The 19,964-nt window shown below is 61.2% G+C and carries 21 protein-coding genes; 13 read left to right on the top strand and 8 right to left on the bottom strand.

Annotated features, from left to right (window positions below):
• Nucleotides 1–29: 29 nt before the first annotated feature.
• The 3 genes from ACK9YZ_RS16485 to ACK9YZ_RS16475 all read left to right on the top strand — a co-directional run bounded on the left by ACK9YZ_RS16485 (nt 30) and on the right by ACK9YZ_RS16475 (nt 3,678).
• Nucleotides 30–1,238 carry a glycosyltransferase family 4 protein gene (locus tag ACK9YZ_RS16485; protein ID WP_416066757.1) on the top strand — a complete coding sequence of 403 codons (1,209 nt, stop codon included), beginning with the start codon at nt 30–32 and terminating at the stop codon, nt 1,236–1,238.
• Nucleotides 1,239–1,315: 77 nt separating this feature from the next.
• On the top strand, nt 1,316–2,797 hold the full coding sequence (locus ACK9YZ_RS16480) for a lipopolysaccharide biosynthesis protein (protein ID WP_416064532.1): 1,482 nt from the start codon (nt 1,316–1,318) through the stop codon (nt 2,795–2,797).
• A gap of 50 nt (nt 2,798–2,847) precedes the next feature.
• Nucleotides 2,848–3,678 carry a glycoside hydrolase family 16 protein gene (locus ACK9YZ_RS16475; RefSeq protein ID WP_416064531.1) on the top strand — a complete coding sequence of 277 codons (831 nt, stop codon included), beginning with the start codon at nt 2,848–2,850 and terminating at the stop codon, nt 3,676–3,678.
• Here ACK9YZ_RS16475 and ACK9YZ_RS16470 read toward each other — a convergent pair.
• Complete coding sequence (locus tag ACK9YZ_RS16470; protein WP_416064530.1) at nt 3,675–4,556, bottom strand: LysR family transcriptional regulator; 882 nt, start codon at nt 4,554–4,556, stop codon at nt 3,675–3,677. The genes ACK9YZ_RS16475 and ACK9YZ_RS16470 overlap by 4 nt on opposite strands.
• Before the next feature lie 99 nt (nt 4,557–4,655).
• Here ACK9YZ_RS16470 and ACK9YZ_RS16465 point away from each other — a divergent pair, with 99 nt between their 5' ends.
• From ACK9YZ_RS16465 to ACK9YZ_RS16455, 3 genes are read left to right on the top strand one after another with little or no spacing between them, the layout of a single operon-like run.
• Complete coding sequence (locus tag ACK9YZ_RS16465) at nt 4,656–5,435, top strand: SDR family oxidoreductase (protein WP_416066756.1); 780 nt, start codon at nt 4,656–4,658, stop codon at nt 5,433–5,435.
• A gap of 9 nt (nt 5,436–5,444) precedes the next feature.
• Nucleotides 5,445–6,149 (top strand): ribonuclease activity regulator RraA, encoded by a 705-nt coding sequence (locus tag ACK9YZ_RS16460; protein WP_416066755.1) that lies wholly within the window; start codon nt 5,445–5,447, stop codon nt 6,147–6,149.
• On the top strand, nt 6,146–7,072 hold the full coding sequence (locus ACK9YZ_RS16455; protein ID WP_416064529.1) for a dihydrodipicolinate synthase family protein: 927 nt from the start codon (nt 6,146–6,148) through the stop codon (nt 7,070–7,072). The genes ACK9YZ_RS16460 and ACK9YZ_RS16455 overlap by 4 nt, the downstream gene beginning before the upstream one ends.
• Before the next feature lie 41 nt (nt 7,073–7,113).
• On the opposite strand, the gene ACK9YZ_RS16450 is transcribed toward ACK9YZ_RS16455, so the two are convergent.
• The 3 genes from ACK9YZ_RS16450 to ACK9YZ_RS16440 all read right to left on the bottom strand — a co-directional run bounded on the left by ACK9YZ_RS16450 (nt 7,114) and on the right by ACK9YZ_RS16440 (nt 10,319).
• A complete protein-coding gene (locus ACK9YZ_RS16450; RefSeq protein WP_416064528.1) occupies nt 7,114–8,067 on the bottom strand; it encodes an NAD(P)-dependent oxidoreductase in 954 nt (317 codons plus the stop codon).
• Between the two features lie 102 nt (nt 8,068–8,169).
• Entirely contained in the window at nt 8,170–9,366 is a 1,197-nt protein-coding gene (locus tag ACK9YZ_RS16445; RefSeq protein WP_416064527.1) for a LysR substrate-binding domain-containing protein, read from the bottom strand.
• Between the two features lie 32 nt (nt 9,367–9,398).
• Nucleotides 9,399–10,319, bottom strand: coding sequence for a methylenetetrahydrofolate reductase (locus tag ACK9YZ_RS16440; protein ID WP_416064526.1), 921 nt, complete (start codon nt 10,317–10,319; stop codon nt 9,399–9,401).
• A gap of 416 nt (nt 10,320–10,735) precedes the next feature.
• On the opposite strand from ACK9YZ_RS16440, the gene ACK9YZ_RS16435 reads away from it, so the two are divergent.
• From ACK9YZ_RS16435 to ACK9YZ_RS16415, 5 genes are read left to right on the top strand one after another with little or no spacing between them, the layout of a single operon-like run.
• Nucleotides 10,736–11,695 carry a VOC family protein gene (locus ACK9YZ_RS16435; RefSeq protein ID WP_416064525.1) on the top strand — a complete coding sequence of 320 codons (960 nt, stop codon included), beginning with the start codon at nt 10,736–10,738 and terminating at the stop codon, nt 11,693–11,695.
• A gap of 3 nt (nt 11,696–11,698) precedes the next feature.
• On the top strand, nt 11,699–12,427 hold the full coding sequence (locus ACK9YZ_RS16430) for a PIG-L deacetylase family protein (protein WP_416064524.1): 729 nt from the start codon (nt 11,699–11,701) through the stop codon (nt 12,425–12,427).
• Nucleotides 12,427–13,098, top strand: coding sequence for a 4-carboxy-4-hydroxy-2-oxoadipate aldolase/oxaloacetate decarboxylase (locus ACK9YZ_RS16425; RefSeq protein WP_416064523.1), 672 nt, complete (start codon nt 12,427–12,429; stop codon nt 13,096–13,098). The genes ACK9YZ_RS16430 and ACK9YZ_RS16425 overlap by 1 nt, the downstream gene beginning before the upstream one ends.
• Nucleotides 13,099–13,102: 4 nt before the next feature.
• Nucleotides 13,103–14,149 carry a 4-oxalomesaconate tautomerase gene (locus tag ACK9YZ_RS16420; protein WP_416066754.1) on the top strand — a complete coding sequence of 349 codons (1,047 nt, stop codon included), beginning with the start codon at nt 13,103–13,105 and terminating at the stop codon, nt 14,147–14,149.
• A gap of 48 nt (nt 14,150–14,197) precedes the next feature.
• Nucleotides 14,198–15,064 (top strand): DUF1932 domain-containing protein, encoded by an 867-nt coding sequence (locus tag ACK9YZ_RS16415; RefSeq protein ID WP_416064522.1) that lies wholly within the window; start codon nt 14,198–14,200, stop codon nt 15,062–15,064.
• 148 nt (nt 15,065–15,212) lie between these two features.
• Here the strand turns inward: ACK9YZ_RS16415 and ACK9YZ_RS16410 are convergent, their stop codons facing one another.
• Genes ACK9YZ_RS16410 through ACK9YZ_RS16395 form a run of 4 tightly spaced genes read right to left on the bottom strand, consistent with a single transcriptional unit; the run spans nt 15,213 to nt 17,430 of the window.
• A complete protein-coding gene (locus ACK9YZ_RS16410; RefSeq protein WP_416064521.1) occupies nt 15,213–15,539 on the bottom strand; it encodes a YciI family protein in 327 nt (108 codons plus the stop codon).
• Nucleotides 15,539–16,381 carry a class III extradiol dioxygenase family protein gene (locus ACK9YZ_RS16405; protein ID WP_416064520.1) on the bottom strand — a complete coding sequence of 281 codons (843 nt, stop codon included), beginning with the start codon at nt 16,379–16,381 and terminating at the stop codon, nt 15,539–15,541. The genes ACK9YZ_RS16410 and ACK9YZ_RS16405 overlap by 1 nt, the downstream gene beginning before the upstream one ends.
• A complete protein-coding gene (locus tag ACK9YZ_RS16400; RefSeq protein ID WP_216755690.1) occupies nt 16,374–16,727 on the bottom strand; it encodes an extradiol ring-cleavage dioxygenase in 354 nt (117 codons plus the stop codon). Before ACK9YZ_RS16400 ends, ACK9YZ_RS16405 begins: the two co-directional genes overlap by 8 nt.
• On the bottom strand, nt 16,720–17,430 hold the full coding sequence (locus tag ACK9YZ_RS16395; protein ID WP_416064519.1) for an alpha/beta fold hydrolase: 711 nt from the start codon (nt 17,428–17,430) through the stop codon (nt 16,720–16,722). The genes ACK9YZ_RS16400 and ACK9YZ_RS16395 overlap by 8 nt, the downstream gene beginning before the upstream one ends.
• 200 nt (nt 17,431–17,630) lie before the next feature.
• Here ACK9YZ_RS16395 and ACK9YZ_RS16390 point away from each other — a divergent pair, with 200 nt between their 5' ends.
• Nucleotides 17,631–18,365, top strand: coding sequence for a GntR family transcriptional regulator (locus tag ACK9YZ_RS16390; RefSeq protein ID WP_183732551.1), 735 nt, complete (start codon nt 17,631–17,633; stop codon nt 18,363–18,365).
• Nucleotides 18,366–18,520: 155 nt separating this feature from the next.
• A complete protein-coding gene (gene ligM / locus ACK9YZ_RS16385) occupies nt 18,521–19,933 on the top strand; it encodes a vanillate/3-O-methylgallate O-demethylase (RefSeq protein WP_416064518.1) in 1,413 nt (470 codons plus the stop codon).
• Nucleotides 19,934–19,964 lie beyond the last annotated feature (31 nt).

The following is a 19,964-nucleotide window of genomic DNA, read 5'->3' as shown; positions in this document are numbered from 1 at the left end:
TCAAAGCAGCAAGCTCTCTCCCCGAAACAATGGCATTCCGGGGCGATGCGCCCGTCGTGGCAAGAAGCCGTACCGTCGAGGCCGGCAGCAGGGCCGATGCGAAGCCGCTTCGCGTCGCTATCGTCCATTACTGGTTGGTATCGATGCGTGGTGGCGAAAAGGTGGTGGAAGAGCTCTGCCGGATGTTCCCGCAGGCAGACATCTTCACGCTGGTGTATAATCCTGATCGTACCAGCGATTTCCTGAACAGCCGCAACATCCATACGTCCTTCCTGCAGAAGATTCCGCGTTCGACGCGCCACTACACGAAGATGCTGCCGCTCATGCCCTTCGCGCTCGAGCACTTCGACCTTCAGAACTATGATCTTGTCATTTCAAGCGAATCCGGCCCCGCCAAGGGCATCATTACGCGGGCGGATGCACTTCATATCTGCTACTGCCATTCACCGATGCGATACATCTGGGATCAGTTCCACTTATACCGGCGCGGTGTTTCCTGGATCGGCAAGGCAATGATGTCGATCACGGCTCCGATTCTGCGCGCCTGGGACGTGACGACCGCCTCGCGCGTCGATACGTTCGTGGCGAATTCCAGCTATGTCGCGGGCCGTATCCGCCGCTTCTATGATCGCGACGCCGTCGTCATCTATCCGCCGGTTGCGACCGATGATTTCGCCATCGGGCAAGGCAAGGGCGAGTTCTATCTCTATGCGGGCCAGCTCACCGCCTATAAGCGGCCGGATATTGCTGTGAAGGCCTGCACGGAAATGGGCCGCAATCTGGTTGTGATCGGTGAGGGCGAGCAGGAAGCCTATCTGAGATCAATCGCCGGACCGACGGTGCAGTTCCTTGGCCATCAGCCGTTCCCGGTTCTGCGCGATCATCTGTCGCGCTGCCGCGCGCTGCTGTTTCCCGGCATCGAAGACTTCGGCATTCTGCCGGTGGAAGCAATGGCGTCGGGCCGGCCGGTTCTGGCTTTCGATGCGGGCGGCGCACGCGAGACGGTCTGCGCACCGCATGTCGGCTTCCGCTTTGCGGAGCAGACTGCGGAAGCGCTGATGGAAACGATGGCAGCCTTCGAAGCGGTCGAGGATACGCTCGATCCGGCGGCGATCCGCAACCATGCCCTGAGATTCTCCGCAGCGGTGTTCCGCGATCGCCTCGGCGCCCTCATCGACGAGCAACTCGTCAACCATGGCCATCAGGCCGCAGGCCCCGTCAGGAGGAAGGTAAGCTGACACGCACAAAAAACCCGGAGCGGCGGCACCTGGCGCTCCCCAGAAGAGGTTCGTTGCTCATGGCCAAGGAATAAATCGTGTCAAGCGTATCGCATAGAACTGCGGCAGCAAGCATCTGGACAATCAGCGGAAAGTTCCTGGCACGACTGCTCGATTTCGTGAGCCTGCTCATTCTCGCAAGACTTTTGAGCCCGGCAGATTTCGGGATCGTCGCCATTGCCACATCGGTTCTCGTCATCGTCGAGGCGATCCTTGACCTGCCGCTCACCCAGGCACTTGTGCGCGTTTCCTCGCCGTCCGAGCGGATGTTTGCCACAGCCTTTACATTGAGCCTCATCAGAGGCACGGCGATCAGCCTGCTGATGATCATCATCGCCTGGCCGATGGCTCTCATTTACAACGATGCGCGGCTTTTTTCGCTGGTTGCCGTGGTTTCGATCGCGCCCGCGATGCGCAGCGTGATCAGCCCACGAATGGTGCTTTTCATGCAGCGGTTCGATTTCCGGCGCGAATTCGCCCTCGATCTCATTGCCAAGGGATCGACGCTGATCTTCGGCGTCGGCGTCGCGCTTGCGACCAACAGCTACTGGGGGCTGGCGATCGGCGCCGTCGCCGGACCGACGGCGGCGACCATCGTCTCCTATATCTTCGCGCCGATGCGACCGAGGCTCAGCCTCTCGGAATGGAAGCACTTCCAGGACATGATCGGCTGGAACACGATTTCGCAGGTTCTCAACTCGCTCAACTGGCAGATGGACCGGCTGCTGCTGCCGCGTTTTGCAAGCCTTTCCACCTATGGCGCCTTCAGCGTGGCGGACAATCTCGCAGGCATTCCCTATCAGACATTCGTCGGTCCGCTGATGCGCCCGCTGATGGCCGCCTTTTCCAATGTCAGTGACCGGGGCAAGCAGATCGCCGCCTATCTGAAGGCGACCAACGCAATCATGGTCGTGGCGTCACCTATCCTGCTCGTCATCATTTTCCTGGCCGAACCGATCCTGCGCATCGTCGTCGGCGAGAAATGGGCCTTTGCGGCGCCGATCCTGCAGTGGCTCTGCATCGTCAGCCTGATCGGCCTGCCGACGACCATCATGCCGCCGCTTGTGATGGTTCTCGACAAGACCCGTTATGTGGCGTTGCGGATGTTTGCTGAATTTGCAGTGAGGGCGCCGGTTACGGTGCTCGGCGTGATGATGTTCGGGCTTGACGGTGCGCTGGCGGCACGTGTCATCGCCGCTGTCGTTTCCTATCTTGTCTGCCTTGTCATCACGCAACGGTTGATCGGTGCCTCGATCGGCGCGCAGCTTTACGCGTTCATCCGGCCGCTTTCGGCCTGCCTGCCGATGATCGGTTTCCTGCTCTGGGTTCAGCCCGTTTTGATCGCCATGCCTCTGGGCATCGAACTCGTCATCGGCGTCGGCCTCTGCAGCGGTGCCGCGCTTGCGATCTTCTGGGTTTTCTCCCTGCTCTTGTGGCAGGCCGTCGGGCGGCCCGACGGCCTGGAAGCCATCGTTATCAGGAAGATCACACCCCGGCGAAACGGGGTCGTCGTTTCATGATCGACTCGCAAAACCCCGCGACGGGGTCGAAACCTCCGGGAGGGAGAAAAATGCGTCACGCGAAATTCGCCGGAAGATTTGCGCTTCTGATCGTCATCAGCCTTTTCGGCCCGCCGGGCCCCCGGCCCAGCGAAGCGGAAGAGCCGCTCAACCTCGACGATTTCCAGATGACCTTTGCCGAAGACTTCGACACGCTCGACGTTTCGGCATGGGGCGAGACCAAATCGCGCTGGATTGCTCATACGCCGTGGAACGGAGATTTCGGCGATGCGCGCTTTACCGACCCCATGGACGGTTTCCCCTTTACGGTCGATAACGGCATTCTGCGGATTGAGGCACGGAAGGAAGCTGACGGTCAGTGGCGCTCCGGGCTGCTCGCCTCGACCAATCCGAAAGGGGAGGGCTTCTCCCAGAAATTCGGCTACTTTGAAGCACGCATGAAGCTGCCGCCCGGCAAGGGCGTTTGGCCGGCCTTCTGGCTGATTGGCCTCGACCGATCCAAATTCACTTCGGAAATCGACGTGATCGAATATTACGGCCGTGCGCCCGGCGAGTTCAGCATGGGGTATCACGTCTGGCGTCCGAGCAACCAGCACACGACGGACGGCCATCTGACGAATGTGCCCGAAGGTTCGCTCAGCAGCGACTACCATACGTTCGGTGTGGATATCGGCCCGCAGAAATCGACCTTCTATCTGGACCGCAAGCCGCTGTGGAGTTTCGATACACCGCCGGAATTCCAAATGCCTTTCTATCCGCTGGTCAATCTTGCACTCGGATCGGGCTGGCCGATCGATGAAACGCCGAACCCGTCTTACCTCCTGGTTGATTATATCCACGTCTATCAGCGCAAGAGCTTGATGTCGGCGAGTAACGATTAAGGCTTACCAGCGGCTTGCGAGCGTTTCAGTGCATCGAGCACGATGCCGGTCAGCCGGCGCGATGGCGAACTGCGCGGCCAGAGTAAACCGACCTCGCGTGGGGGGAAGGGCACCGGCAGTTCGAGGATGGCGATGTTCGGGCCCTCCGGCCAGGGTCGTGCCCAATCCGGCACCAGCGAGACGCCGAGCCCGTTGGCGACCATGACCGAGATCGCTTCAAGGGAATCAAGTTCCAGACGCTCGGCGGGCTTCAAGCCCTGTTTTTGAAGATATTCGTCGGCAAGGCGTCCGCCCCAGTTGTTCCGATCGTAGCGGATGAAGGGACGGGTCTTCAGGAGATTATGCGGGTTCTCGCCCCGGCAATCGGCGGGGGCAAGAAGAACTAGGCGTTCGGCCCGCAAGAGCTCCCACTCCAATGTCTTCGGTATCGAAAAGGGCGGCTTTACGAGGATTGCCGCGTCGATATGCCTGTCCATCAGCCGCTGATAGAGATCGGTGGAGGGGCCAGGCAGCAGGAAGACCTCAACAAGCGGCATGCTGGCGAAGACCTCATGAAGGGCTGATGGCAGCAGTCCGGTCAGCGCTGTCGTGATAGCACCGAGGCGAAGTTCGCCGGAGGGCAGTTCGGCATTGGCGAGACTCTTCAGGTCGCGGACCTCGGCGAGGATCTTGCGGCTCTTTTCGATGATGGCATGGCCGGTATCGGTTGGACGGACACGACGGCCGACGCGGGTCAGCAACGGCACGCCGACATCGTCTTCCAGCGCCTGCATGCGCTGGGCGACCGCGGCAGGCGTGATGCCGAGGCGGCGGGAGGCCTCGGCCAGCGATCCGAGCTCGGCAACCAGCAGGAAAGTATCGAGAAAGCGAGTTTCCATAGGAATAGTTTTTCTATCTTCTGAAATCATAAAAAGCGAGATTTTTCTTCTTCTTGGGATCGCCATAATGGGAGCGAAACCGGAGTATCTGCCTTGGACATGCAATTGAATGGAAAGACCGCGCTGGTGTTCGGCGCGGGTGGCGGACTGGGTGGGGCGATTGCCCGCTCGCTGGCTGCGGAAGGCGCTCGCGTCGCCGTTGCCGATATCGACGAAGCCGCTGCCTCGAAGACGGCGGAAGCTATCGTTTCCGCAGGGGGCAAGGCGCTCGCCATCGGCTGGGATATCGCCGATCTCGCCGTCATCGAGACGAGGCTGGCTTCGATCGCCGGGACCTTCGGACCGGTCGATATCCTCGTCAACAATACAGGCGGACCGCCGCCGACGCCGGCTTCCGGCCAGGCGGCGGAGACCTGGTCCAAATATTTCGACATGATGGTGCGTTCGGTGATTGCCGTAACGGATGCCGTCTTGCCGGGCATGAAGGCGAGCGGCTGGGGCCGCATCGTCACGTCAACATCTTCAGGCGTCGTAGCGCCGATCCCCAATCTCGGCATCTCCAACAGCCTGCGCCTGGCGCTGGTCGGCTGGTCAAAGACGCTTGCTCGCGAAGTCGGCCGCGACGGAATCACCGCCAACATCGTGCTGCCAGGCCGCATCGCAACCGGGCGGATTACCTTCCTCGATGAACAGAAGGCCAAGCGCGAGAACCGGCCCGTAGAGGAGGTTACGGCGGAAAGTACGGCCTCTATCCCGGTTGGGCGCTACGGCCGTCCTGAGGAATATGGCGACACAGTTGCTTTTCTCGCCAGCCCACGCGCATCCTATATTACCGGCTCCGTCATTCGCATCGACGGCGGCCTCATCCAGAGCATATGAGGTGCAATGATGTCTCTCGATCCAGCCGCCATCGAAATCCTGAAGGGCGTCTCAACCGCGACGTTGACGACCGTGCTTCTGAAAAAGGGGCTCAGGAATGTCTGGATGCGCGGCACCAAGCCGTTGAAGCCTGGTCAGGAACGAGTGGTCGGTCCCGCCTTCACGCTGCGTTTCGTGCCGGCGCGTGAGGATCTGGCAACGCCCGAAAGCTGGGCTTCGCCGATATCCACGCGCGCGGCAATCGAGGACATGCCGGAGGGCTGTATTGCCGTTGTCGATGCCATGGGCGTGCAGGATGCCGGTATATTCGGCGATATCCTCTGTGCCCGGATGATGAGGCGTAAGGTGGCCGCCTTGGTCAGTGATGGTGTCGTGCGCGATCTCGAAGGCGTGCTTGGTAGCGGCTTGCCTGTATGGTGCGACGGCATGGCGGCGCCGCCTTCCGTCGCCGGGCTGACCTTCGTCGGCTGGCAGCAGCCGATCGCCTGCGGCGGTGTCGCGGTTTTCCCCGGCGATATCGTCGTCGCCGACAGGGACGGCGCGGTCCTGATCCCGGCGGCCCTGGTCGATGCCGTGCTTGCCGAAGCGCCGGAGCAGGAGCGCATGGAAGGCTGGATCATGACCGAAATCGACCGGGGCGTGCCGCTTCCCGGTCTCTATCCCATGAACGCGGAAACGAAGGCGCGCTATCAGGCGTGGAAGGATGCACAATGAGCTTCGGAACTGACGCGAAGGGCGTCTATGCAATCGCAACCACGCCGTTCCTGCCCGATGGTACCTTGGACACGCTATCGATCGACCGGCTGACCGATTTCTATCAGGAAAGCGGCGTCACCGGCATGACGATCCTCGGCATCATGGGCGAAGCGCCGAAGCTGGAGCCTGCGGAATCGCGGGCGATCATCCGCCAGGTCGTCGGTCGCTCAAGGGTGCCCGTTGTCGTCGGCGTCTCGGCGCCGGGCTTTGCGGCAATGCGCTCGCTCGCCCGCGATGCGATGGATATGGGGGCTGCCGGCGTCATGATCGCGCCGACACCGGCGCTGCGCACCGACGAGCAGATCATCCAGTATTTCGCGCAGGCAGTCGAGGCAGTCGGCACGGATGTTCCCTTCGTGCTGCAGGATTATCCGCTGACGCTGACGGTCGTCATGTCGGCCAGCGTCATTGCCAAGATCATCTCCGATCATCCTTCCTGCGTCATGCTAAAGCATGAGGACTGGCCGGGGCTGGAGAAGATTTCAAAGCTGCGCGCCATGCAGAAAGCCGGCGATTTGCGTTCCTTCTCGATCCTTTGCGGCAATGGCGGCATGTTCCTCGATTTCGAACCGGAGCGCGGTGCAGATGGCGCCATGACCGGGTACGGCTTCCCCGACATGCTGGTCGAGCTGGTCGGCCTTTTCGCTGCCGGCAAACGAGACGAAGCGCATGATCTCTTCGACGCGCATCTGCCGCTGATCCGCTATGAGCAGCAGCTCGGCGTCGGTCTCGCCGTCCGCAAGCATGTTCTCATGCGCCGGGGTGTCATCACCTCGGACGCGCAGCGCAAGCCAGGAAGCGCGCTCAGCACCACGGCGCGCGCCGAGGTCGATTATCTGCTGCGCCGTCTCGCGCGGCATGATCCGCGTGCACCCATCTGACGAACACGGCTCCTCGCGGTCGAGCGGGAAGCCATTCGTGTTCAGAATGTGGTTTCCGTTCCAAGCAGTGCGGCAATGATGTTATCTGCCGTCTGAAGCCCTGTCCGCTCGACAGCCGCAGCCGTCTGTGAAGCGATGTGCGGCGTCAGGATGACGTTGGGCGCTTTCAGCAGCGGATTTTCCGGATTGATCGGCTCTTCCGAGAAAGTGTCGAAAGCAGCCCCCGCAAGTTTGCCGGAATGCAGTGCTGCGGCAACGGCTGCCTCATCCACCAATGCGCCGCGGGCAGTATTGATAAGCAGCGCGCCGGCTTTCATCCGGCCGATCGCTGTTGCGTCGATGAGGCCCGATGTCTCCGGCGTTGCGGGGCAATGGAGACTGACGATATCGGCCGTTTGCAGGAACTCCTCGAAGGCAACAGCAGTGACGGGGAACCCTTCCGTTCGCGGTGTGCCGCCCGGCCTTGCGGCGATCACCTTCATGCCCAGCGCATGGGCCATTGTCGCAAGCCGTCCGCCGATAAGGCCGAGGCCAATGATGCCGAGTGTTCTGCTCGCAAGTTCGCGGCCCTGATATCCGCTGCGATCCCAATCGCCGCTCCGCATCCGATCCGTCAGCCGGGGTAAGTCGCGGCCCAGAGCCATGATCATCGAGAGAGCCAGTTCCGCGACCGCACCGGCGCCGGCCTCCCCGGCGGTCGTAACGGCGACACCGGCATCGCGGGCGGCTTGCAGGTCGACGCTGTCGATGCCGGCGCCGTGCTTGGCGATGATCTTCAGAGACGTCGCCGCTTCGATGAGCCGGCGCGTGATCGGCGGGTTGCCGCGCAGCAGGATTGCGTGGATTGGTCCCTTGCTGACGGCTTCGAGCAGAGCCTGCTCGTCCGGCGCCGCATCGGTGAATTCGAGTGAGATGCCAGATTGTTCCAATCTTTCGCAAGCAGGCTTCGCCAGCGCGTTACTCGTTACGAGCACGCGGTATTTTTCTTGGCTCATATGCAGGTTCCCTGAGAGTCAGATGCCGCGAGCATATTGTGTTGCGTTGCTTGCCGGAAGCCCGGAAAGTATGGAAAGGGGCTTCGAAGGGTGACGCTAATATCAATCCAGCCCTATCGAATGCTCCCTCAGCAGGGCCAGAAATTCAGCCTGAAGGGCTGTCGGCAGCCAGTGGCGGCGCAATGTGACGCCGACGGGGCGACGGGAATCCGGCAGCGGATAATCGATCGCCGAGAGGAAGCCTGCCTCCAACTCATAGCGGATCTGATGGCGAGAGAGCAGGGCGAGGTGATCGGATTTCAGGAGCACGCCCCTGATCGCATTGAGCGAGCCGGTTTCGACGCTCTGGCGTGCAGGTTTGCCTGCGGGAAAGGTTGCAGCCATGGCGTTGAAGGTCTCACGCGAAGGCGTGTCCCGCCGGGCGACGATCCAGGGATAGTCTGCGAGGTCGTCCGGGGTGATCTCTCGACGCCGCTTCAGCGGATGGTTGGCGCGTCCGACGATGCTGAGTTCGAAATCGAAGAGCGGCTCCTGATACAGGGTCTTGGAGACAGGATTCCTGCGCAGTGCACCGACGAGGATATCGATACGGCCACGCTCGAGATCGTCGACCAGGACTTCATAGCTGCCTTCCATGATTTCGAAGCGCGCATGCGGATAGCGGCTGGCGAGAACGGCGATCACGTCGGGCACGAGGAACGTGCGCGTCAGCGGGAGGGTACCGATCGAAATACGACCGGCATAGTGGTTGTGAGCCTCCAGGAGTTCGTCACGCAGGCTTTCGAATTCGGAAAGTGCCAGGCCGAACCAGCGGGCGGCGGAAAGACCCATGATGGTCAGACGAACATTCCTGCCGGAATTTTCGAAGAGGGAAATGCCCATCATGGCTTCGGCTTCGCGGGCGGCGCGCTGTATGGCTGGTTCTGATAGTGAGAGCATTCGGGCTGCGGCGCTGAAGCTGCCATGCTCGGCAAAACCCTTGATGGCATGAAGGTGCGGCCACGTCAGACGCGTCTCGATAGTGTCGATTGCCGCTTTTGCCATGGGCGCGCAGGCTTGACGGATGAGATCACAGAGGCGGCCGAACCGCTTCAGGACGACTTTCCCTTTCGTCGTCAACGCCATGGTATCACGTTCGATAAGAGTTGCGTTCAGCAACTCCTCCAGTCGCCGAAGTGCCTGCGAGGCTGCCGGCTGGGTGATGCCGAGGGTGATTGCGGCCGAGGTCAGCGAGCCGGTCTCGGCGCAGGCGACGAATAGCCTGATATGGCGCAGATTTGGGTGGAGTGGCGTCGGCATGGCTCTTCCTGAAAGCCCGCTGCCGGGCCGCATCAGGGTAGCGCAATAGGTGTTTCGACGGAACGGTGCTTGTTCATCCAGTCTGTTGCCACCTGAATGCCGCCGAGCGGGAAGATGTGTAACCGGCTGATGAGGCTTTCAGGCCTTCTTGCCTTGTGATCGGCAAGGGCAGCGACGAGTTCCGTTGGCTCATAGGGGAGCAGCAGCTTGGTTATGTCCATGGCGCGCTTTTGCAGCACCTTCATGGATGGACCGATGCCGCAGGAGATCGCGTATTTTATCAACGTTTGCAGCTTTGCCGGGCCTGCAATGCCGACATGGATAGGCATGGTGACGCCGGCCTCCTGAATGCGCTCCGCCCAATCGATCAGGGGTTGCGGGTCGAAGGTAAACTGGGTGGTGAGGGCGAGCTTCGCTTCGGTGCGCGAAGCGAAATCCTGCTTCCAGAGCAGTGCCCGATCGGCAAGTGCTGTCGATCCATCCGGATCGACATCGCGGCTGCCTTCCGGATGCCCGGCAAAATGCAGATGCGTGAAGCCGTGATGATCGAAAAGGCCCGTCTCGATCAATTGCATCGAGCTGTGAAAATCGCCTATGGGCGTAGTCCTGCCGCCACCGAGCAGCAGCGCCTGGCGGACGTCGGCTTCACTGCGGTAGCGTTCGAGCCAGTCTGCCAATGTGCTGATATCAGGAATGCTGCGAGCCGGGATGTGCGGCGTGACTGGAAAACCCTGTGCGTTCAGCCGTCTTGCTGTTGCAACCATATCCTCGATCGGGGTGCCGTCGAGGTGGGCGATATAGACACGCGTCCCGATCGGCAGAAGTGCGCGGAAATCATCGATCTTAGCGGCCGTGCGCGGCATGACCTCGATCGACCAACCGTCGATCATGTCCGCGAATTCCGGCTCCGGAGCGTGCCCTCTCGACTTGCCGGCGAAATTCAGTAAGGCCATTTCATCGCTCCCTTCGATGCTCCTCCGCATCTTCAAAATGTATACATTATAAAGCCAAATTCAATCATTATGAGTCGATTTCCGTGTTAAATGCTGAAATCCAGTGGGTTTCTTGAGAAGTCAGTATGCATTCCGGCTGCGGAAAGAGGAGCTGAACTGCCTGAAGGCAGCCTGCCCGCGACAGTTTCTGGCCGAGGTGGGCGGTCGCCGGAGGGAGTTTTGGCGGCCGTCCTTTCCGCCCGCTTCTATGGCTATCTGTAACCTCAGCTTATGACCCGTCAGCAGAACGAAATTGCCTGCTGCCGGCGACCTTTCTAGTGTTTTCGACGGCAAGCGAACGTGGAGGCGCTCGCCTGCGAGGAGGATCATCATGAGATTTTTGAGGGCTGGCGAGGCCACTGCCGGGGGATTGCTGCATGACAGAGCCGTGCTTTGACGTCGCCCATCTCGGTCATGTGGAGCTCTATAGCGACCGTTTCGAGCAAAGCCTTGATTTCTTCACGCGGGTCTATGGGCTTACACCCAGCCTGATCGAAGATGGCGTCGCCTATCTGCGTGCCTTCGACGATTACGAATTCCATACGTTGAAGCTGGTGCGTCACCATACGACTGGTGTCGGGCATGTCGGCTATCGCACTTCGTCTCCGGAAGCCCTGGAGCGCCGGGTAAAGGTGATCGAGGAGATGGGCCGCGGTATCGGCTGGGTGGAAGGCGATGCGGGACATGGCCATGCCTATCGCTTCACCGATCCGGACGGCCATATTTTCGAACTCTATTACGACACGCATGTCTACGAGGCGCCTGAAGGTGAGCGCCCGGCGCTGAAGAATATTGCCCAACGATATCATGGACGCGGCGCCAGCCCGCGCCGGCTAGACCATCTGAACCTGCTTGCGAGCGATGTCAGGGCGATCCGTGATTTCATGATCAGGGCGCTCGGCAGCCGGGTAACGGAGCAGATCCTGCTCGACAACGGAAGGCTTGGCGGTTGCTGGTTCACTGTCAACAACAAGACCTACGATATCGCCTATTCCGAGGACCATACCGGCGCGAAGGGGCGCTTCCACCACGTCACCTATGCCGTCGACCAGCGCGAGGATATTCTGCGCGCCGCCGATATCTTCCTCGAAAACGGCGTCCATATCGAAACCGGGCCGCACAAGCACGCGATCCAGGGCACCTTCTTCCTCTATGTCTGGGAACCCTCGGGCAATCGCGTCGAGCTCGCCAATGCCGGGGCGCGGCTGATCCTGAGGCCCGATTGGCCGACCGTCACCTGGACGGAGACGGAGCGGAAGAAGGGCCAGGCCTGGGGCCTGAAGACGATCGAGACATTTCACACGCATGGCACGCCCCCCGTGGCGCGGAAGGACTAGTTCATGGCAAAGACAGCCTTGGTCATCAGCGCCCATTCGGCAGATTTCGTCTGGCGCTGCGGCGGTGCGATCGCGCTGCATCAGGAAAAGGGTCACGAGGTCACCGTTCTCTGTCTCTCCTATGGCGAGCGCGGCGAAAGCGCCAAGCTCTGGAAGAATGTCGGGATGACGCTGGAGAAGGTGAAGGCCGCGCGGCGCGTCGAGGCCGAGAATGCTGCCAAGGCACTTGGAGCGCACGACATCCAGTTCTTCGATCTCGGCGATTATCCGCTGGTCGTCGATCAGGAAGCCAAGTTCCGGCTGGTCGATGTGATCCGCGCCGTGCAGCCGGAATTCATGCTCAGCCATTCCAAATGGGATCCCTATAATACCGACCATATGTATGCGACGCAGGTGGCGCTCGAGGCGCGCATGATCGCGCAGGCATGGGGCCATAATCCGGGCGAGAAGGTCCTCGGTGCACCACAGCTCTATCTCTTCGAGCCGCACCAGACCGAACAGATGGAATGGAAGCCCGACGTCTTCCTCGATATCTCGCCCGTCTGGGAGAAGAAGTGGGCGGCAATCCAGTGCATGGAGGGGCAGGAGCACCTCTGGCATTATTACAAGAACGTCGCCGAAAATCGCGGCAACCACTTCATGCGCAATTCCGGCGGGCAGTCCGGGGGCCGCAAGTCGACGCATGCGGAGGGTTTCCAGTCCGTCTTCCCGCGCACCGTGGACGAACTCTGATGGGCATCGTCGTTCAAAACATCGCACGGGCGGAGCAGTCCGTCATCGATCGCCTCGCTGCCTGCGGAGTGGCGACCGTGCATGAGGCGCAAGGCCGCAAGGGTCTGCTTGCGAGCTACATGCGGCCGATCTATCCGGGCGCGAGGATTGCGGCGAGCGCGGTGACCGTTTCCGCGCCTCCCGGCGACAACTGGATGCTTCATGTGGCGATCGAGCAGATCAAGGCGGGCGATATCCTGCTGCTTGCGCCAACCAGTCCCTGCGAGGACGGTTATTTTGGTGACCTACTGGCGACGTCTGCCATGGCGCGGGGCTGCCGCGGGCTCGTCATCGATGCCGGCGTGCGCGACGTCGCCGATCTCAAGGCGATGAATTTTCCGGTCTGGTCCAAGGCGATCTTTGCGCAGGGCACGGTCAAGGAGACACTGGGTTCCATCAATATTCCCGTTGTCTGCGCCGGTGCGCTGGTCAACCCCGGCGACGTTATTGTCGCCGATGACGATGGGGTCTGCGTCGTGCGCCGGGAAGAGGCGACCGAGGTCGCCGGCAAGGCCGAACAGCGCGTTGCGGCGGAGGAAGACAAGCGCCGGCGGCTTGCTGCAGGGGAACTCGGGCTCGACATCTACAAGATGCGCGAGCGGCTCGCGGAGAAGGGGCTGAAATATGTCTGACGTCATTCCGCAGCAGGGCGTACGCTGCATGTGGATGCGCGGCGGCACGTCCAAGGGCGGCTATTTCCTGGCGGAAGACTTGCCCGAAGATCGCGATGGCTTTCTGCTTCGAGTCATGGGGTCGCCCGATCCGCGACAGATCGATGGCATGGGAGCTGCGGACCCGCTGACCTCCAAGGTGGCCGTGGTAAAGCGGTCGCAGCGGCCTGGTGCCGATATCGACTATCTCTTCCTGCAGGTCTTCGTCGATGAGCTAATCGTCACCGATGCGCAGAACTGTGGCAATATCCTTGCCGGTGTCGGGCCTTTTGCCATCGAGCGCGGCCTGATCGAGGCCGAGGACGGGCAGACGGACGTGCGCATCTTCATGGAAAATACCGGGCAGATCGCCACCGCGAAGATATCAACGCCGGATCGTCGCGTCACCTACGTAGGGGATGCCCGTATCGACGGCGTGCCGGGCACGGCAGCTGCGGTGCCGATCACTTTCGCGGATACCGCGGGTTCGAACTGCGGTGCGCTTCTGCCGACGGGGCACGCGGTCGATGTCATTGAGGGCGTCGCATGCACGCTGATCGACAACGGCATGCCCTGTGTCGTCATGCTGGCCAGTGATCTCGGCATTGAGGGCCTGGAAACGCCTGATGAGCTTGAAGCCAACAAGGAGCTGCGGGCAAAGCTGGAGGCAATCCGACTGATGGCCGGGCCGATGATGAATCTCGGTGATGTCTCGAAGAAATCGGTGCCGAAGATGACGATGGTTTCGCGGCCAAGAGCCGGTGGCGCGATTTCGACGCGCACCTTCATTCCGCATCGCTGCCACGATGCGATCGGCGTGCTCGGTGCCGTCAGCGTGGCGACGGCCTGTTTGCTGCCTGAAGGGCCGGCGGCAACGCTGGCTGTCGTGCCGGATGGCAACGAGAAGCTGATTTCGGTCGAGCATCCGACCGGTGAGATGAGCGTGATCGCAACCGTCCGGGACGGTGTGGTGACCGATGCGGCCGTGCTGCGCACTGCCCGCAAGCTTTTTGATGGATATGTCTTTGCATAGGCGCAGCAGTGCTTCGAGCGCGACGTGGCCCTGCAGGTGGAGACTGACATGAAGATCGGGTTTCTTGGGTACGGCGAAGCGGCGCGGGCATTTCACGAAGGGCTCAGTCGGCCGGGCCTGAGTTTCATCGCCTATGATATCCTGCTTGCCTCGAATGGAGAGGCCGTGCGGGATGCGATGCGGACGCGCGGCGCCGAGATTTCGGAGACTATTGCCGGGCTTTCGGAGGTTGACTGGGTGTTCAGCGCCGTCACCGCCGATCAAAGCCTGCTGGCTATCGAACCGCTCCTGCCGCGTCTGCGCCAGGGGCAGGTGGTGATCGATATCAATTCGGTCTCTCCCGGCAGAAAGCGGGAGACGGCTGCCGCCGTGGAAGCGGCTGGCGGCAATTATCTCGATATGGCCGTCATGGCGCCGGTTCATCCGCGCAAGCATCGGACGCCGGTGCTGCTTGCCGGTGCGCCGGCCGAAAGGTTATTGCCGGAACTTCTTCGCCTCGGTTTTTCTGCCGAGATTGCGGGTATGGCGCCCGGTGCCGCGACGGCGATCAAGATGGTGCGCTCCCTTTTCGTGAAGGGGCTGGAGGCAATCACCGTCGAGGCCTTGCTCGCGGCAAAGGCGTCCGGCTGCTATGAGGAAATCCTCTCTTCGCTTTCGGGTTCTTTCCCCGGCCTCAACTGGCCGCAATTTGCCGAATACCAGATGGAGCGCACGACGCGGCACGGCCGGCGACGGGCGGCCGAGATGCGGGAGAGTGCCGCAACGCTGGATGCGCTCGGGCTTCGCGGCGGCTTGGCAGCGGAGATCGCCGAGGTGCAGGAGCGCATGGGCGCCTGTGGCGTTGAGCAGGCAAATGGATTGGAAGAAACAGTCGGACGCGTGCTGGAGATACGGCTGAAACCGCAGAAGAGTTGAGCAAGCAAGGATCCGTCGCGGCCTGGATGAGGGGGCCGTGGCTTGCAAGCGACCGTCCCTCTCGTTCCGGTCGTTCCCTCTCTTGCTTCGCCGGTCCCCTCATCGCCCCTCTCCGGGGCACTCTTCCCGCTGGTGGCGGAACCGAAATCTATGTCCGTGGTGTTATTGGATCGCTGATGCGTCCAGCCTGGAACGCCGCAGGCAGTGGCGTCAGCTCGATCTTTGCCACGATGCCTGCCTTGTTGAAAGGGTCTCCTTCCGCAAACGCTTTCGCCGCAGTGATACCGGTCGTTTCCAATATACCGAAATTGCCGATCGAGGCTCCGCTCTCGTCCTGCAGCGCAGAGCCGATCAGCACCGTCGCAAGGCCCTCGCCGCCCGACTGCACCCAGGCGCGATGGGCCGGGCGGTGCAGATCGCGGGCAGCCTCCTGCCCGGCATGATGCAGGCAGCGCATGAGGAAGAAGGCGGGCATCAGGCGGCGTTTTCCAGAACGACCATGCCGGCGCCGGTCATGGAGGCCGGGGCATGGTAGTGCTTGTGGATGAGGTTCACCCGCTCGTTCATCGCGGCGCGCATGACAAGCCACATGATGAGTTCGGCGCCTTCAGAGCCAAACTGCTCCACATAATCCTCACGGCTCATGGCACGGTAGGGCTCCGGATTTGCGGCAATGCCATCCAGCCAGGCGCGATCGGCTGTCTGGTTGATGAAGCCGGCGCGGGCGCCCTGCAACTGATGAGACAGGCCGCCGGTGCCGAGGATGACGACGCGCTCGTTCCCTGGCCAGCTTTCAATCGCCTCGCGCAAGACCTTGCCCATTTCCCAGCAGCGCTGCGGTGTGGGGATGGGATACTGGATCGTATTCACCCAGATCGGCAGAACCTTGACCGGCCAGCGTTCAGGCCGGCCGAAGAACAGCTCCATCGGCACCTGCAGGCCGTGATCGACCTCGATCTCGCGGCAGACCAGCGGATCGAAGTGACGCTCTACCAGTCTGTCGACGAAGTGCCAGGAGAAATCGGCGGCGCCTTCGAAGGCTGGAATGGGCCTCGGTCCCCAGCCTTCATCGACCGGCTGATAAGTTTCCGCCACGCCGACGGCGAAGGTCGGCACGCGGTCGAGGAAGAAGCTGTTGCCATGATCGTTGAAGACGACGACGGCGATGTCGGGCCGCGCCTCACGCATCCACTGCTTGCCGGCTTCGTAGCCATCGAAGAAAGACTTCCAGTCCGGCGTGTCGCGCAGGCCCTTGTCGAGGGCTGCGCCGATCGAAGGGACGTGGCTCGTTCCGAGGCCGCCGATGATCTTAGCCATTTTTCTTCTTCCCCAGTCTTTCGTAGAGAAAATTCTCATGCGACATGCCGGCCTGCGCGGCACCGATCTCAGTGATCGGCGTCGGGTCGACAGCAGCAATTTTCAGGATGAAGAACAGGTTGCCGCCGAGGCGCACCATCTCGTGCCAGTCACGGCTCTTGACTGCAGCCTTCTCCTCATCGCTCAGGCCGAACCGAGCGAGATAGGTGTCTTCATCCGCCTTGAAGGCTTCGCGGTTCACCGGCTGGCCGAGCGCCATCGCCATCTTATTGAGCCGGTAGCCGCGGATCGAGCCGACCCGGTCGAAGAGCGGCGTATCGGGAATGGTCGCTGTCTTCTCAGGCATCAATTCCTCCAAATCTGCGCATCAGCCAATCGATGATCGCGGCAGTCACTTCGGCCGGACGCTCCACAGGGGCGAAATGGCCGGCATCTTCGATGACGACGAGTTCCGCATCCGGCGCCGCATCGGCGATTTCCTGGTGCTGGACGATCGGACTCCAGCCATCGTGGCGCGCGGCGACAAGCAGGATGGGACAGCCGAGCCCGGCCATATAGGCGCTGGCATTCGGCCGGTTGATCAGCGCACGGATCTGCCGCTCATGCACATCGGGGCCGGCACGTAGCACCATGGCGCGCAGATTGCCGAGCAGTTCCGCGTCCGTAAGCCGGGCGGGATTGAGCATGGGTGGCAGCCACTGGTCAGCCAGTTCTTCCATGCTGCGATGACCGAGATCGATCATCTGTTGGCGCCTGATTTCCTCGCCATCGCGTTTCGGGTGGTGGCCGGTATTGGCGAGCACCAGTCCGCGGATGCGATCCGGTGCGATGCGCGCCATTTCCATGGCGACGCGCCCGCCCATGGAATGGCCGGCAACAATAAGGTCACCTTCGGTGGCGGCGAGAACGCTCTCCGCCATGCCTGATATCGAAGAACTGTGGGAGACATCGGCCGCATGCACAGGCATACGGCGCGTGACAACGTCGGCAAGCGGTGCCCAGACGATGCTGTCGGACACGAGCCCTGGAATGAGCGCGAGCGTTGTCATCGATTTTCCTCCCGCAAATCAGACACCACAAATGTATACATTATGTCAAGAGATTGGCGAGCTTAGTTCGATGATTGGCGTCTTTTGTGGGAAGGCAGCGCTATTATGCATACAGATCCATGCTAAGGTAATGGCATCGGGATGGGGTTTTGTATGCGTTCGCGCTGTTATATACATTTTAGCCGGGATTGGAGGCGCCGATGAAGCAGAGTGAAGCCGCAACGCATGGCCGTCGCGCCGTTATCGAGTTGCGGGAAAAGATTTTGAGCGGCGAATTGCAGGGGGGCACGCGGCTGTTCGAAGTGCCATTGGCGGAGGCACTGGATATTTCGCGCACGCCGGTGCGCGAGGCGATGTCGCGGCTGACGGAGGAGGGGCTTCTGGATCGCCTGCCGAATGGTGGCTTCGTGGTTCGCCGTTTCGGCTTTGCCGACGTGGTCGATTCCATCGAGGTGCGCGGCGTCATGGAGGGCATGGCGGCAAGGCTCGCTGCAGAGCGCGGTGCCGCGCCCGAAGCGCTTGATGAGATCAAGCATACGGTGATCAAGCTCGACGCCTGTTTCGGCGAGCAACTCGATGATGTCGATTTCGACGCCTATTCCGACCTGAATGAGAAATTTCATCACCAGCTTGCGGCGCTCGCCGGCAGCGAGATCATCCGCCGCGAGGTGGAACGGGCGAGCTCGTTGCCCTTTGCCTCACCCTCCGCCTTCTTGCCCGACAAGGCTGACATTGCCACCTTCCGCCGTTCGCTCCGATCCGCACAGGACCAGCACAGGGCGCTCGTCAGCGCGATCGAAGCACGCGAAGGCAGTCGCGCGGAAGCGATCGCCAGGGAGCATGCACGCACGGCGCGACGTAATCTTGAATACATTCTGGCGGAAGATCCAACCCTGATCGAGCAGATCAGAGGGCTTGCGCTGATTCACCGGTAATTCGGCTAAATCCGGCTTCGAGAGGGCGGCCTGAGGCCGCCCTCTTGCATTTCTGCCGCATCGAATACCGTGCTGCCGGAAGAAAATAGGCTTGCAATCTGATCGTATTGGGCATTTCATGTATACATTATCGCGTGCCAATGGGAGGACATCAGGTGGCGAGATCGAACCTATCCGAAGTTTTGAAGTCGGCCGGCAATATTGTGGAGCTGCTGCGCAATTCCAAGGTCGGCATGTATGTATACCCGGTCGTAGCGGCCGAGTTTTCCAACTGGCGTTCGGAGCAGGCTGCATGGCGCAACTCCGCCGTCCTCTTCGATCAGTCGCACCATATGGACGAATTGACCGTCGAGGGTCCGGATGCGGAGACGTTCCTCGCCTATCACGGCGTCAACTCCTTCTCGAATTTCGATACGAACCGTGCCAAGCATTTCGTGCCGGTCACGCCGGCCGGTCATGTGATTGGCGACCAGATCATCTTCCGCGAACGCGAGGACAAGTTCATCCTCGTCGGCCGCTCGCCGACTTCCAACTGGCTGATGTTCTGTGCAGCATACGGCAAGTGGAATGTGCGCCTGAAATATGATCCGCGCTCGCCTTCGCGACCGGAAGGCGAACGTGTGCTACGTACGCATTACCGCTACCAGATCCAGGGACCGGATGCTCCCAAGATATTTGAGAAGATGAATGGTGGGCCGATCCCTGACATCAAGTTCTTCCATGTCGACAAGATCAAGGTCGGCTCGAAGACGGTGAATGCGCTGCGCCACGGCATGTCCGGTGCGCCGGGCCTGGAAATCTGGGGTCCTTACGAAGACAAGGCCTATATCCAGTCGGTGATCCTGGAATCGGCAAAGGCGGCTGGCGTCGATCTCGTGCGTTGCGGCAGCCGTGCCTACTCTACCAACACGCTGGAATCCGGTTGGATCCCGTCGCCGCTGCCGGGCATCTACACGGGTGATGGCATGCTGGCGGCCTATCGCGACTGGCTCGGCGCCGACAGCTACGAAGCAACGGGCGCGATCGGCGGCAGTTTCGTTTCCAGCAATATCGAGGACTATTACGTCACTCCGTTCGAACTCGGCTACGACTTCTACATCGGCTGGAAGAAGGACGATTTCATCGGCAAGTCCGCGCTCGAGAAGATGAAGGGCCAGACGAGTCGCAAGAAGGTGACCTTCGAGTGGAATGCCGAAGATGTCGTCAACGTCATCGCTTCGGCCTTCCGTCCGGGCGAGGATCATTTCAAATGGATCGACTTCCCGCAGCCGAACTATGCCTCGACCAGCGCCGACAAGATCCTGCGCGACGGCAAGATGGTCGGCATGTCGATGTTCAACGGCTACAGCTACAACGAACGCTGCATGCTTTCGCTCGGCATCGTCGATGCTGATGTCGAGGTCGGCGACGTGCTGACCCTCGTCTGGGGCGAACCCGATGGTGGGTCAGGGAAGACCTCGGTCGAACCGCACAAGCAGGCGGAAATCCGTGTACGCGTGTCGCCCACGCCCTATTCCCGTGAAGCTCGCGAGAATTACGCCGACAGCTGGCGTAGCAAGAAGAGCTGAGGTTCGACACCACCATCCACGGTGTTCACGA

This window comes from Rhizobium sp. ZK1 (genome assembly GCF_047782645.1).
In the GTDB taxonomy this organism is placed as follows: domain Bacteria; phylum Pseudomonadota; class Alphaproteobacteria; order Rhizobiales; family Rhizobiaceae; genus Rhizobium.
This window is presented reverse-complemented; position numbering and strand designations above follow the sequence as displayed.